The organism is Niallia sp. NCCP-28 (assembly GCF_023168165.1).
Classification (GTDB): domain Bacteria; phylum Bacillota; class Bacilli; order Bacillales; family Cytobacillaceae; genus Niallia.
Genome location: NZ_BQYJ01000002.1, coordinates 619,334 through 634,287 on the forward strand (window position 1 = coordinate 619,334; position 14,954 = coordinate 634,287).

The following is a 14,954-nucleotide window of genomic DNA, read 5'->3' on the forward strand; positions in this document are numbered from 1 at the left end:
GGAAAAAGTATGAAAATTTTAGCAGTATGTGGATCAGGATTGGGGTCGAGCTTTATGCTGGAAATGAATATCCAGGAAATCTTGAGTGAGTTTGGCGTAACAGGCATAGAAGTGGAACATGCAGATCTTAGTTCCGCAACACCAGATGCGGCAGACCTTTTTATTGCCGCAAAGGATATTGCAGATGGAATGAGTCACTTAGGAGAGGTTGTTGTGATTGACAGCATTATTGATATGGATGGGCTTCGGGCGAAATTAAAAGAAGTGCTGGAACAGAAAGGGCTTTTGTAAGGGGAATGCTTAAAGCTAACTGTTTGATACAAATAGGGAGGTACTGACAATGGGAGAGAGATTGCTTAAATTGATTATGGATATTTTAAGTCAACCAGCAGTATTAATTTCTATTATTGCACTGATCGGTTTATTGATCCAAAAAAAATCTGCGAGCGATATCATTAAAGGTACAACTAAAACATTTTTAGGCTTCATTGTCATCGCTGCGGGTGCAAATGTTATTGTCAGCTCTTTAGACCCATTTGGAAAAATGTTTCAAGAAGCATTTCAAGTAACAGGAGTAGTTCCGAACAATGAAGCAATTGTTGCGATGGCATTAACGAAGTATGGTTCGATTACTGCATTTATTATGTTTTTTGGAATGCTTGCCAATATCTTAATTGCTCGGTTTACTCGCTTAAAATATATTTTTTTAACAGGACACCATACTCTTTATATGGCATGTATGCTTGCTGTTATATTAGTGGTTTCAGGATTAAAAGGTGTTCCGTTAGTAGTGGTGGGTTCTCTTGCTTTAGGATTAATCATGGCCTTTTTCCCAGCCATTTGTCAGCCATTTATGAGAAAAATCACTGGTGCGGATCATGTTGGATTTGGCCATTTCTCTTCTCTTGGCTACGTTCTTAGCGGTCTTGTAGGAAAAGTCGTAGGGAAAGGATCACGTTCTACAGAAAAAATCAACTTTCCAAAAGGTTTAGGATTTTTGCGGGACAGCTCTGTTACGATTGCATTAACGATGACGATCTTATATGTTATTATCGCATTATTTGCAGGCCCTTCTTATATTGAACAAAACTTAAGCGGAGGCACTCATTATCTCGTATTCTCCCTTATTCAAGCAATTACATTTGCTGCAGGAGTATTTGTGATTTTATCTGGTGTACGTCTTGTATTAGCAGAAATTGTGCCTGCATTTAAAGGAATCTCTACAAAACTTGTTCCAAACTCTAAACCAGCTCTTGATTGTCCAGTTGTTTTTCCATATGCTCCAAATGCTGTATTAATAGGATTCTTCTGCAGTTTCCTTGGTGGAATTGTCGGCATGATTTTTTTAGGATTTGCTGGTTCTGTTATTATCTTGCCTGGTGTTGTTCCCCATTTCTTTACAGGGGCAACAGCAGGAGTATTCGGCAATGCGACTGGCGGTATTCGCGGTGCAACGATTGGCGCATTTGTGAATGGCCTGTTTATCACATTCCTTCCAGTGTTTTTAATGCCAGTGCTCGGAGATTTAGGCTTTGCAAGCACCACCTTCTCTGATACTGATTTTGCTGCATCAGGCATTATCCTTGGAAATTTGGCAAAATCATTTGGATCAAGCGGAGTTACTATCACAGTAATTGGTTTGGTGCTCCTTGCTGTTCTTTATAATATTTTCAAAAAAAATAAATCGGCGAAAGCATAGAATTAACTTTAAATAGGTGCTGAGTAATGAAGCAAGCATGCTTGGTGCCTTTTTTAATCATGCATTAACGGGCTATTGACCCCCGCCTTGGGATCATAATGATAAGCGAAAACGAAAAATCTAGTCCTAGTGAGGAATAACTGCCCATAAAATCCTGATACAAAAGAACAAAGACATTGCCACGCCCTGTGGCAATAATGTCTGTCAGGTCTATATCCTACAGGCCCTCAACTAACAATTAGTGGAGAATGGGGAAAACTTCCACTGATTGAAGTTTCACTTTATAAGGAGGCAGCTATGAGCAGTATCTTAAAAGAAATGGAAACATTGAGAGACCAAATTCGTTTATGGACTTTAAAGGAACTCCACTACCTTGGATTCGGTCATTATGGGGGAAGTTTGTCTATTGTGGAAGCTTTAGCAGTTTTATATGGAGGTGTAATGAAAATAGATCCCAAGAATCCAAAATGGCAGGATCGGGATTATTTTATTTTATCAAAAGGGCATGGGGGACCTAGCCTTTATGCAACACTTGCGCTAAAAGGTTTTTTTCCTGAGGCAGTTTTATACACATTAAATCAAAATGGAACAAAGCTGCCTTCTCATCCTGACCGCAATTTAACGCCAGGAGTGGATATGACAACGGGTTCTTTAGGGCAAGGAATTTCCGCAGCAGTTGGGGTGGCATTGTCCCATAAATTGTCTGATAGGAAAAATAATACGTATTGTATAGTTGGGGATGGGGAATTAAATGAGGGTCAGACTTGGGAGGCTTTTCAATTTGCTTCACATCATTGCCTCCATCATTTATTTGTGCTGGTGGATGATAATAAAAAGCAGCTTGATGGGCCTACAAAGGAAATTATTGATCCATTAGATTTTGCGGAGAAATTTAAAGCATTTGGTTTTTATACATTAAGAGTGGATGGAAGTGCTATTTCGGAAATTTATGAGGCAATAGAAAAAGGAAGAGCACAATCAGAAAAACCGGTTGCCATTATTTTAGATACTGTTAAAGGACAGGGAGTACCATATCTGGAAAAGAAAGCAGACAATCACCATATTCGTCCGACGAAAGAGGATGAACAAGCCATTTTAGAAGCCATTTATAAATTGGAGAAAATATGCGGAAAGGCTGTGATTAAATGAATCCGATTACTTCTCCGGTATATGAATTAGACAAGGTAGAAATGCGGCAAATGTATGCAAATACAATGCTGGAGTTGGCGCAGAAAAATAAGGATATTATCTGTCTAGAGGCAGATTTAATGAGTGCCATTGCAACAAGCCATTTAATGACGAAAATTTCTAAGCAAATAATTAACTGTGGCATAATGGAAGCAAATATGATGGGAATGGCCGCAGGGTTAGCGCTGACTGGCAAGATTCCTTATGTTCATACATTTGCCCAATTTGCGACCCGCCGTGCATTTGACCAGCTGTTCGTTTCTGGGGCATATGCGCGATTAAATATAAAGATATTAGGATCCGACTCAGGCATAACAGCCGAACATAACGGCGGGACTCATATGGCTTTTGAAGATTTAGGATTAGTGCGCCTTATTCCCAATGCATATATTTATGAAGCAAGTGATGCCAATCAACTTGGATTTTTGCTTAGAAAAGCAGCAAAAGAGTATGGCATTCATTATATTCGTACCATTCGAAAAAAGGCAGTCAAATTATATGATGAAAAGGAAACATTTGAAACAGGCAAAGGGAAAGTGCTTCGCGAAGGAAAAGATGTAGCATTAGTTGCAAGTGGCATTATGGTTGCAGAATCTTTACAAGCAGCAGAGATTCTCCGTAAACAGGGCATTGAAGCAACGGTTATTGATATGTTTACAATCAAGCCAATTGATAGGGAACTACTTGTAAAATATGCCGAAAAAACAAAAAGAATAGTAACGGCAGAAAATCATAATGTAATAGGTGGATTAGGAAGTGCAGTCGCAGAGGTTCTTAGTGAACACTGTCCGACTAAAATGAGAAGAATAGGAGTAAAAGAGCAATTTGGGCAAGTCGGCAAAGTAAATTATTTGAAAGAGTATTATAAGCTGACAGCAAAAGATATTGCGAAAGCCGTGCTGGAATTGATGTGACACATGGTTGTGAGTATCTCTATGAATGAGTGCTCTTTTTTTGTATTAGGAAAAAGGAGAGGGACGGCGAATAAAAAGGGGGATAGCGGGCAACCCGCGAGAAGAGAACTAGCAAAAAAAGCAGATAATCCCAGTAATCACTGCCAATCAAACAAAATAGAATGCGAGAAATCCCACTGTTTAAGTAAATTTCTCGCATTCTATTCATATACAAACCATAATTTGCTTATGCAAGTTCTTTCCCTTTGGTCTCAGGGGCCCATATAATAGACACTGCTGTTCCTATTAATAAAACAGCGGCAAGTATCAGCATAGTAGGGGATAAGCCTAATTTAGTAATTAATGTAGGCAGCAGGAAAGTGCCAAGTGCTGATCCAATTCGGCTGCATGCGGTAGCAACTCCTACACCAGATGCACGCAATTCTGTTGGAAAACTTTCCGCAGGATAAATTCCGACTAAATTATTAATTGCAGAGATAAATAGAGTAAAGACAACAAAGGCTCCAATTAATAAAAAGCTCATGTTTTGCGGAATAATGCCAAGTAAGGCAAGGGATACAAAACAAATAATAAAGGAACTGATTAAGAAGCCTCTTCTTGAAAGTTTAACTGTTAAATACATGCCAACAAATGCACCCACTAATAGAAAAATATTTAACAAGATGTCCGCAGAATGACCTTCCTTCATATTAAAATAATTCAGGATAGTCGGCAGAAATGTAAATACAGAAAAGTATGGCAATACAATGCATGCATAGAATATTCCATTAAACAAGGTCAACTTAAGATATTTTTTGCTGAATAAGTGACCAAGACTTAATTGTTTTGTTTCCTTTTCTGCTGTTAATACTACTTGTTCGCCAAGATGTTCATTTACAATTGCTTGGGCTTTTTCGACTTGCCCTTTGCTGACAAGATATTTTGGAGATTCTGGTGTTCCAATTCGCAAAATAAGAACTAGCAATGCGGGAATCCCAGAAGATGCAAGCATCCAGCGCCATGAAACATCTGCATCTAATAACATCATGCCAATAATACTAGATGCAACATAACCGATGGTAAAGAAAACATTAAAGGTTCCGAGCAATGTTCCTCTGTGTCGTTTTGGCGAAAACTCTGCTAACATGGCTTGCCCTACTGTATAATCTCCGCCTAATCCAAAGCCAATGGCAAAGCGGAAAAAGAAGAGTGTCCAAACATTTGGAGCAAGGAATTGCAAAAAGGAAGCTAAAGTGATCAAAATAAAACTAAATAAAAAGATTTTCTGGCGACCTATATAGTCAGAGGCCCAGCCCAACAAAAAACTTCCAAAAAACAAACCAATTAATACTGAACTGCCAAGCAAACCTAAATCAAAAGCACTTAAATTCCATTGTGCTGCTAAAGATAATAATGCAAAGCTGATAATTCCAATTACATAACCATCTGTAAAATGAGCACCAAATGTTAATGCTGCAATTTTTACATGGAACTTGGTAATGGGTGATTCATCCATTGTTATTTCTTGTTTGTTTGCTAAATTCATCAAATCCACCTTTATTTAATAGATTCAACAAGAAAAATCATCCAAAATAATGATCCAATTACCTCGTTAAAAATAAGCAAAAGTGAGTTTTAAACAGTGGGGGAACTGGGGGAACAACCACTTTTTGAACAAAAATTAAGATATTGCAAGAAATTTGCCAGCATAAAGGGGCAATCGGGTTAGTTCACGCAAGCCAGAAAAATAGTTTTTGGTTTGGGTGAACCAACCAATTTGTTTAATAGAAACCAATTAATTAAACAATATTTCTAAAAAATAGAATACCTATTGTGAATCATTATGATGTTGATCATTCTTGTTGGACAAGGAGCATATTCCCTTGTAACGAACATTTAAACATTAAATGATTTTTTATGCAAAAAAAATTCAGAGGAGAAATGGCTGTATCCTATGCTGTGACTAGGCTAAAAAAATTTAAAAAAATTTTTTCAGACTAGCTTGTTTTAAGATCAATTCTTTATTTTTTTGCAAGTTATGGAGGGAAAATAAACATTGATTTTTGATGGATTTTCAAAAAAAGGTACTGGAAAAAATGTATAAAGGGTGCATAAAAAATAGGCTGCTGAAAAGACCATGCATAAATTATTTAGGATGTTAGGAAATGGATTTGAAAATAAAGAAGAATACAATCAATGAATAATACACTTGCGTATATCAATTGTTATATCAATATTTTTTAATATAATAAAAGAGGATTCGAAAAAAGGGAATAATTAAAAAAAGTATAAAGCAGAGCAGGAAGAAATAAAAGCAGAATTGGCTCCATTAATCTTTAATCATGCAGGATGATAAGTAGGTGGTTTCAAAGGGGATAGTGGAGAAATCCCGTATTTTTTTGTTTATATGAATATGCAAACAGTTTAACTGCTTTAAGTTCCTATTATTATATTATTTTTGATATTTTAATATAATAAATAAAATTTCAATTAGTGGAGTTTCCATCCTCTGCTGATTGCTTCCTGAGAACAAATAGAATATAGGCTGCTCCTATAAGTCTTTATCTTGTTAATGGGGATAAAACAGCCCTCTAGAACATATTCTAAAGGGCTGTTAGAAGAACATTTATTTGAATAGCACACTAACTGATTTTTGTTCGTACACGCGACTGATGGCATTACCCATCAATTGGGCAATAGAAAGCTGAGTGATTTTATCAATTCTTTTTTCTTCTGTAAGCGGGATGCTGTTTGTTACAACTAATTCTTTTAACGCAGAATCTTGGATTACTTCGATAGCACGTTCTGATAATACGGGATGTGTACAGCATGCATATACTTCTTTTGCACCGTTTTCTACTAGTGCTTTAGTAGCTGTTGCAATTCGGTATGCTGTATCAATAATATCATCAACTAAGATTGCTGTTTTGCCTTCAACATTTCCAACGATATTTACTTCTCTAGAGCCGATATCACGTGGTCCACGTTTATCAATGATGGCAATAGGCGCTTTTAAGCGGTCTGCCAGTTCTCTAGCACGTGTTACACTTGCATGGTCTGGCGCTACTACAACTACGTCATTTTCGTATTCTTTTGCACAGAAATATTCACTGAGAATTGGCATTGCAACCAATTGATCAACTGGAATATTAAAGAAACCTTGTGTTTGCGGTGCATGAAGATCTAATGTAATAACACGGTCTGCACCAGATTTTTGAATTAAATTAGCTACTAGTTTTGCAGTAATTGGCTCCCTTGGTTGAGCTTTTCGGTCTTGACGGGCATATCCATAATATGGAATAACTACGTTGATTGCTTTTACAGAAGCGCGTTTTAGGGCATCAATCATAATTAGAAGTTCCATAATGCTTTGATTTACTGGTTCACATGTAGATTGGATGATAAATACTTCACAACCGCGAACACTTTCTTCAATATTAATTTGAATTTCTCCATCACTAAATTGCTTTACGGTACATTTTCCAAGCTCTGTTCCAAGCACTTCCACAATTTCTTGAGCTAGTTCTGGATTAGAGTTTAATGAAAAAACTTTAAGTTTGGTTCCATTATATGTATTTGGCACGAATGCTTCCTCCTAAAGATAAACATATTTCAACAGAATTTTTGTTCATTTATCCTGCTATTTCCCAAAGAAAACTATATCTATTTTGTATTTTAGGGTAGTCTATGTGCCAATGCAACCTATTCCATCATATTTTTTACAAATAACCAGAAGGATGAGGGGGAATTTGGAAATTTTCTGCTAAAGAAAATATTTTATTTTGTTGTTTTTTGTATATAAAAGTATTTTTTTGTATATTAATTAATATTTTTTTTTAAAATTTTGTAGCCTGTTTTGATTGTTATAAAAATATGCTAAACTATCTGTCATAGTCTCTATTACAAATGTGCGCTGCATATGGAATTTTTGCTGGCGTATAAGTATGGTAACAAGAAGGAAAGAGAGTGGGGAAATATTATGCCAGAAGAAAAATTAGCAAGAGGACTCAAAAACAGACATGTCCAATTAATTGCAATTGGCGGCGCTATTGGGACAGGTTTGTTTCTTGGTGCAGGAAAATCTATTCATCTAGCAGGACCATCGATTTTATTTGCTTATATTATTACAGGAATCATATGCTTTTTAATTATGCGCGCACTTGGAGAATTGCTTTTAAGCAACTTAAAATATCATTCCTTTGTTGATTTTGTCCAAGATTATCTAGGGAATGGAGCTGCTTTTGTAACGGGCTGGACGTACTGGTTTTGCTGGATTTCTATTGCAATGGCAGACTTAACAGCTGTCGGATTATACACACAATTTTGGTTTCCGCATGTACCGCAATGGATGCCAGGTTTAATAGCATTAGTCATTTTACTTATAATGAATCTTGCTACTGTAAAGTTATTTGGGGAAATGGAATTTTGGTTTGCTTTAGTAAAAGTCATCGCGATATTAGCTTTAATTTTTATTGGAATATTTATGATTATCAAAGGTTTTGCGACTGATGCAGGCCCATCAAGTTTTGCTAATTTATGGAGTCATGATGGTATGTTCCCACATGGAATGCACGGATTTATCCTTTCCTTCCAAATGGTTGTTTTTGCTTTTGTAGGGATTGAACTTGTTGGATTAACAGCAGGGGAAACAGAAAATCCAGAGAAGGTAATTCCAAAAGCGATTAATAATATTCCTATTAGGGTATTGCTTTTTTATGTTGGAGCACTGGTTGTAATTATGAGCATTTATCCATGGAATGCTATTAACCCAGGTGAAAGTCCTTTCGTTCAAGTGTTTTTGGCAGTTGGAATTGCAGCAGCGGCAGGGATTGTGAATTTTGTTGTACTGACCTCTGCAGCATCAGCTTGCAACAGTGCAATTTTTAGTACAAGCAGAATGATTTATTCATTGGCAAAAGATAATAATGCACCTGCACCTTTAGCGAAATTGACCAAAAGCCAGGTACCATCCAATGCATTATTCTTTTCTATTGTGGTCATTTTGGCTGCAGTTATTTTAAACTATATTATGCCAGAAGGTGTATTCACCCTAATCACTAGCATTTCTACTGTATGTTTTATCTTTATTTGGGGAATTACTGTTATTTGTCATTTGAAATATCGCAAAACAAGACCTGAATTAGCAAGTAAAAGTAAATTCAAGTTGCCATTATATCCATTTGCCAATTATTTGATTTTAGCTTTTCTTGCCTTTGTGCTTGTTGTGCTGGCACTTGCAGAAGATACACGTGTTGCTTTATTTGTTACGCCAGTATGGTTTCTTTTGCTTATTGTGATCTATAAAGCAAAAAGAAAAAATATGACAGCAGACAATTTTTGATTTTTCTAAATAGTGGTAGAAAACCTGCAGCCAATTTTGGCTGCAGGTTTTTTTATGAAAAAAGAGCAATGATTGTTTTACCTAATTGTAGGCAATCCTTGAATAGGTTATATATAATGAAATTAATATGTAGAAGCAAAGTTTCTAGGTTATACAACAAAAAATTTGATTCAAACTATTAAGTTAGAAAAGGAAATGAATAAATATGACTAGACCAAAAGATATGAATGATCAATCATTGCCTTTAAAAGATAAAATAAAAGAAATAATAAGAGATGAAATTATTATCAATAAGTTAAAACCTGGTGATCGAATTGTAGAAATAGAGGTTGCCAAAAGACTTGGCATCAGCCAAGTTCCTGTTCGAGAGGCGCTTAGAGGATTGGAAGAGGAAGGGCTTATTCGAACAGTCAAGTATAAGGGTGCCTTTGTAACAGAGATTAATAAGCTAGAGATGTATCATATTTTTTCATTGCGTGCATCTATTGAAACAAATGTCATTGAAATAATCACACCAAACCTCACAAATAAAAAAATTGGCGAGCTTTATGATATTGTAGAGAAGATGAGAAGGGAAGAGGCGGACTATTTGCTTCAGTCTAGATTGGATATGCAGTTTCACCGAACGATAATCGCTTGGTCGGAAATCGAAACGTATAATAGAATATGGTCCATGTTAAACAGCCACATCCAGCGCTATATTACTGTACTTAATCCTACCATACAAATAAGGCCAGAAGAAGTTTACGCCTACCATTTAGAACTAGTAGAAGTGTTAAAACAAAAGGATGTTCAAAAATCAAAGGAAGCATTTTGGGAACATATTATGAAAATGGTTCTGTAAGTACTTTTTTATAAATAGTAATAGAGAAGACGATAAATGAAGGTGTATTATATATAATATTTGAATATATATATAATACATCTCGACATGCGCTTAAAAATTATATATAATACTATTTATTATATATAATTTTTATTTGATAAGGGGGTTGATCTATTAGGTTAAGAAGATATCTTAGTAGAATGGATAAATGATGGCGGTTTCTTTTTTGCTTTTATTAAAAAATCTGCAATAGGTTACGGAGGGGATAGTTCCATGTTTCGATTAGATGGAAAAGTAGCAGCTGTTACAGGTGCTACAAGAGGAATAGGCAGACAAATTGCACTTGCATTAGCAGAAGCAGGGGCAACCGTTGCATTGCTGCAGCGAAACACAACGGATGATACAGTGCAAAAAGAAATAGAGGCAATTGGCCAAAAATCGATTATTGTAGAATGTGATTTGGAGAATCCAACACAAGTGAAAAATGCAATACCCGCAGTTATAGATCGATTAGGCAGTATAGATATTCTTGTCAACAATGCTGGCATTCAAAGACGTTCTCCTTCTTTGGAGTTTTCTGAAAGTGACTGGGATGATGTTATTAATGTTAATTTAAAGTCGGTTTGGCTTTTATGTCAGGCAGCTGGAAAATATATGGTGCCAAAAAAGCAAGGGAAAATAATTAATATGGCATCCCTTTTGTCTTTCCAAGGTGGGTTAACAGTGCCGGCTTATGCTGCGGCAAAAGGGGGCGTAGCTCAATTAACAAAGGCATTATCTAATGAGTGGGCAAAGGAAAATGTAAATGTAAATGCTATTGTTCCTGGATATATTGCAACAGATATGAATGAAGCATTGATTTTAGATGGAACACGCAATAAACAAATTCTTGAAAGAATTCCAGCAGGACGTTGGGGGCTAGCAGAAGATTTTAGTGGAACCGCTGTTTTTTTAGCCTCCGATGCATCCAATTATATTCATGGGCATTTATTAGCTGTAGATGGCGGCTGGTTAGGTCGTTAAATAAAACATCGATTTATTTGCAGGGGGGAGCTGATTTATTTCTACTAGCCATTTGTTTGGTGGATGCCCACAATAATTGTAGCAATAGATCACCCTTGCAAAACAGTAATCTAGTGAACAATCAAATGACACCGCATTCTATTGTAATCTTTTTATAAGTTTAAAGTGAATTATTTCGAAAGCGTTTTAAAAAAATGGATTTTACCTCGCATTAACGGGTTTTTGTTCCTGTCCTAAAGGATAATGAGAGAAAACAAGAAATCTAGGTGAGCAAAAATTTGCCTATAAAAGCCTGATTGCTTTAACCAACAATCAGTAGGGAGCGGAGAATCCCCTGATTGAAGTTTCACTTTATTAGAAAGATTGACTATACCATCTATTGGAGGTAATGCAATGCCTATTTTAATTGTTGCTATTGGTGTTCTTATTCTATTATTTCTTATTATGAAGGTGAAATTAAACACGTTTGTTTCTCTAGTGATTGTCTCTTTTTTAGTAGCTGTTGGCCTCGGAATGGAGTTAACTGAAATAGTAAAGACAATAGAAGCCGGAATAGGCAGTCAGTTGGGTCATTTGGCCTTAGTTTTTGGATTAGGAGCAATGCTCGGAAGATTAGTATCTGATGCAGGAGGCGGACATAGAATCGCCATTACCCTTATTAATAAATTCGGCAAAAAACGTATACAGCTAGCTGTTGTTGTTGCTTCATTTATCGTTGGGGTCGCTTTATTTTTTGAAGTAGGACTTGTTTTATTAATTCCAATCATTTATGCGATAGCGAAAGAAGTAAAAATGCCTTTTCTGTATTTAGGAATACCGATGGCAGCTGCATTAAATGTTACACATGGCTTTTTGCCTCCACATCCAGCACCGACAGCGATTACGGCTGCATATGGCGCGGATATTGGGCAAGTATTGTTATTAGGTACACTTATTGCTATTCCTACTACTATTGTTTCAGGCCCGCTATTTAATAAATTTGCTATGAAGGTTTTTCCAAGCGCCTATAAAAAGAGCGGCAATTTAGCTGCTTTAGGGCCGCAAAAAGAGTTTCAATTAAAAGATACACCTGGGTTTGGCATCAGTGTATTAACGTCATTATTTCCTGTGATATTTATGGGGCTTGCGACAATCTTTTCTTTGCTGATATCAGGAGAATCTAAAGTAAAAGAAGTTGTTGAATTTGTTGGCGCTCCAGGAACTGCCATGCTTCTCTCCCTTTTAATCGCAATCTATACAATGGGATATGCAAGAAGAATTCCTATGAAAGAAATTGGGCAGACATTATCTCAATCTATCGCACAGATAGCAATGATGCTATTGATTATCGGCGGTGGAGGTGCATTTAAACAAGTGCTGGTAGACGGAGGGGTTGGCGATTATGTGGCCACATTATTCAGTGAAAGCAATATGTCTCCCATTTTAGTTGCCTGGATGATTGCTGCAATATTGCGTCTTTGCTTAGGATCTGCGACGGTGGCTGCACTTACAACGGCTGGACTGGTCACTCCTTTATTAGCATTAAGCACGGTCAATCCAGCACTGGTTGTTTTAGCGACAGGGGCAGGAAGCGTTATATTCTGCCATGTGAATGATGCTGGGTTTTGGATGGTGAAAGAGTATTTTGGTTTAAGCATGAAAGAAACCTTCCAAACATGGAGCGTGCTGACAACAGTAATTTCGATAACAGGCCTTTTATGTGTATTATTATTGGGAGTGTTCATTTAAAATGTAAGCGTTTTATATAATAGGTGTAAATAGCACATAATGCAGGAATTTTTGCTTAGTAAGAGCGTATAAAAAATAAAAGCTATCTAAATAGATTATCGTCAATCTATCTAGATAGCTTTTTAGCATTTTCAGCATAAAAAATTATTGGGGAAAATAGAAAGCTTGTTTTTTGACATTCCTTATAATGGAAAGTAGAATAAAGATATTCCATGTTTGTTTTTATGCTTTCAAAAGAATACTTGAGTCCTTTCTTCAATTCTCCTAATTTATTGTATGAACATATGATTTTATTGTTTTGAAATGATTAAATCAAGGAATGGAGATGAAGACTATCTAAAGTTCAAATAAATGAATGCGCTTTCTAATAAACTCGCTTTATAGGTTTGGATATAGTAATCAGATGACCAGGTAATCAGTGATAGGGAGTTGCGAAGAAAAAGGAATTTGGTGTTTGAAGGGAAGCAAAAAAGCCTGCATAGAAGATTTTTTCCTGGTAGGGTAGCATCAAGAAAAGTAAGGTAGACTATTCAACCATCCTACTTTAATAAATAAAGTGCAAAGGGAGAGTTTTATTCATGGCTACTACTTTAGATACTGTAAATATCCTCGAAAAAGAATATAAATTGTACATTAATGGGAAATGGACAAAGGGAACAGAAGGCAAATTGATGGCGAGCCATAACCCCAGCAATGGGGAAAAGCTCGTAGATTTTGTTGATGCATCCTATGCAGATGTGGATGCGGCAGTAGATGCTGCTACAGAAGCATTTAAAACATGGAAAAAAGTAAGTTTAATAGAAAGAAGCAACCTGCTTTTAAAAATTGCAGATTTAATAGATGAAAATGCTGAACGTTTAGCCATTGTAGAAACCCTGGATAATGGGAAACCGCTCAGAGAAACAAAAGCAATTGACATTCCTTTAAGTTCTGACCATTTTCGTTATTTTGCGGGAGTAATCCGTGCAGAAGAAGGTTCGGCACAAGGATTTGATGAAGATACTCTCTCTATTGTCATTAAAGAGCCAATCGGAGTGGTTGGTCAAATTATTCCTTGGAACTTTCCGCTTTTAATGGCAGCATGGAAAATAGCGCCAGCCATTGCGGCCGGAAATACCGTAGTAATTCACCCATCTTCCTCTACTTCTTTAAGCCTATTGGAATTGGCGAAAATATTGGATCAAGTTTTACCGCCTGGTGTAGTAAATGTTATTACAGGCCGAGGCTCCTACTCTGGAGATTATATGCTGAAACATGATGGATTTGCTAAATTGGCATTTACCGGATCAACCGATATAGGATACACAGTAGCAGAAGCGGCAGCAAAAAAATTAATTCCATCTACATTGGAATTAGGAGGGAAATCAGCTAATATTATTTTTGATGATGCGCCAATAGAGCGTGCCCTTGAAGGCGTGCAGCTGGGGATTCTCTTCAATCAAGGTCAAGTATGCTGTGCAGGTTCTCGCATTTTTATTCAAGAGGGTATTTATGATGAGTTTCTTGCAAAAATGAAACAAGCTTTTGAACAAGTAAAAGTTGGTTTCCCTTGGGAAGAGGATGTAAAAATGGGTGCACAAGTAAATGAACGCCAGCTTCAGCAAATTTTATCTTATGTCAAAATAGGGGAAAATGAAGGAGCACGACTTGTAACGGGAGGCTGCCGCTTAACAGATGATGGCTTAGAAAAAGGAGCATTTATGGCGCCAACAATTCTAGCTGATGCAACAAATGATATGCGCATTGCTCAAGAAGAAATTTTTGGACCTGTTGCAACAGTAATTAAATTTAAAACAGAAGAAGAAGTGATTGAACTTGCAAACCAATCAGAATTTGGTTTAGGAGGGGCAGTATTCTCCAGAGATATTAATACCGCTTTGCGTGTGGCAAGAGGAATTGAAACAGGGCGAGTTTGGGTAAATACGTACAATCAGCTTCCTGCCGGCGCACCGTTTGGTGGCTACAAAAAATCTGGCATTGGCCGAGAAACACATAAAAGCATTTTAGATGGATATACACAAACAAAAAATATTTATGTGGTTACAAAAGAAGAGACAGATGGATTGTATTAATTTCTAGTTCTATTGGAAGTTATGATGCTTTTTAGACAATAAGAAAAAATTTGTTTGAAACATTGGACAAGAAAAGTTTTAAAATACACCCCGATTGTTAGACATAACTAACAATCGGGGTGTATTTTTTTGCTGGATTGCAGCCTAAGAAAAAATAGATATCTTTACAAAGTTATGGAAAGGG

General features: G+C 36.5%; 11 protein-coding genes. 9 read left to right on the top strand and 2 right to left on the bottom strand.

Annotated features, from left to right (window positions below; all coding sequences use genetic code 11):
• Positions 1 to 9: 9 nt before the first annotated feature.
• From NCCP28_RS07640 to NCCP28_RS07655, 4 genes are all read left to right on the top strand, one after another.
• Positions 10 to 291 carry a PTS sugar transporter subunit IIB gene (locus tag NCCP28_RS07640; protein ID WP_248560799.1) on the top strand — a complete coding sequence of 94 codons (282 nt, stop codon included), beginning with the start codon at positions 10 to 12 and terminating at the stop codon, positions 289 to 291.
• A gap of 49 nt (positions 292 to 340) precedes the next feature.
• Positions 341 to 1,699 carry a PTS ascorbate transporter subunit IIC gene (locus tag NCCP28_RS07645; protein ID WP_248560800.1) on the top strand — a complete coding sequence of 453 codons (1,359 nt, stop codon included), beginning with the start codon at positions 341 to 343 and terminating at the stop codon, positions 1,697 to 1,699.
• A 297-nt stretch (positions 1,700 to 1,996) separates the two neighbouring features.
• On the top strand, positions 1,997 to 2,848 hold the full coding sequence (locus NCCP28_RS07650) for a transketolase (RefSeq protein WP_248560801.1): 852 nt from the start codon (positions 1,997 to 1,999) through the stop codon (positions 2,846 to 2,848).
• On the top strand, positions 2,845 to 3,801 hold the full coding sequence (locus tag NCCP28_RS07655; RefSeq protein WP_248560802.1) for a transketolase family protein: 957 nt from the start codon (positions 2,845 to 2,847) through the stop codon (positions 3,799 to 3,801). The genes NCCP28_RS07650 and NCCP28_RS07655 overlap by 4 nt, the downstream gene beginning before the upstream one ends.
• Positions 3,802 to 4,027: 226 nt before the next feature.
• Here NCCP28_RS07655 and NCCP28_RS07660 read toward each other — a convergent pair whose 3' ends face one another.
• Together NCCP28_RS07660 and NCCP28_RS07665 are read right to left on the bottom strand one after the other, a co-directional pair.
• Complete coding sequence (locus NCCP28_RS07660; RefSeq protein WP_248560803.1) at positions 4,028 to 5,326, bottom strand: MFS transporter; 1,299 nt, start codon at positions 5,324 to 5,326, stop codon at positions 4,028 to 4,030.
• 1,080 nt (positions 5,327 to 6,406) lie between these two features.
• The gene (locus tag NCCP28_RS07665) at positions 6,407 to 7,363 is read right to left on the bottom strand and encodes a ribose-phosphate diphosphokinase (RefSeq protein ID WP_248560804.1); all 957 of its coding nucleotides are present in this window, start codon (positions 7,361 to 7,363) and stop codon (positions 6,407 to 6,409) included.
• A gap of 396 nt (positions 7,364 to 7,759) precedes the next feature.
• Here NCCP28_RS07665 and NCCP28_RS07670 point away from each other — a divergent pair, with 396 nt between their 5' ends.
• The 5 genes from NCCP28_RS07670 to NCCP28_RS07690 all read left to right on the top strand — a co-directional run bounded on the left by NCCP28_RS07670 (position 7,760) and on the right by NCCP28_RS07690 (position 14,770).
• Positions 7,760 to 9,121 (top strand): amino acid permease, encoded by a 1,362-nt coding sequence (locus tag NCCP28_RS07670; protein WP_248560805.1) that lies wholly within the window; start codon positions 7,760 to 7,762, stop codon positions 9,119 to 9,121.
• A 205-nt stretch (positions 9,122 to 9,326) separates the two neighbouring features.
• On the top strand, positions 9,327 to 9,965 hold the full coding sequence (locus NCCP28_RS07675; protein WP_248560806.1) for a GntR family transcriptional regulator: 639 nt from the start codon (positions 9,327 to 9,329) through the stop codon (positions 9,963 to 9,965).
• A gap of 255 nt (positions 9,966 to 10,220) precedes the next feature.
• Complete coding sequence (locus tag NCCP28_RS07680) at positions 10,221 to 10,970, top strand: SDR family oxidoreductase (RefSeq protein WP_248560807.1); 750 nt, start codon at positions 10,221 to 10,223, stop codon at positions 10,968 to 10,970.
• 393 nt (positions 10,971 to 11,363) lie between these two features.
• Positions 11,364 to 12,698, top strand: a complete 1,335-nt coding sequence (locus NCCP28_RS07685; RefSeq protein ID WP_248560808.1) for a gluconate:H+ symporter — start codon at positions 11,364 to 11,366, stop codon at positions 12,696 to 12,698.
• A 578-nt stretch (positions 12,699 to 13,276) separates the two neighbouring features.
• The gene (locus NCCP28_RS07690) at positions 13,277 to 14,770 is read left to right on the top strand and encodes an aldehyde dehydrogenase family protein (RefSeq protein ID WP_248560809.1); all 1,494 of its coding nucleotides are present in this window, start codon (positions 13,277 to 13,279) and stop codon (positions 14,768 to 14,770) included.
• Positions 14,771 to 14,954 lie beyond the last annotated feature (184 nt).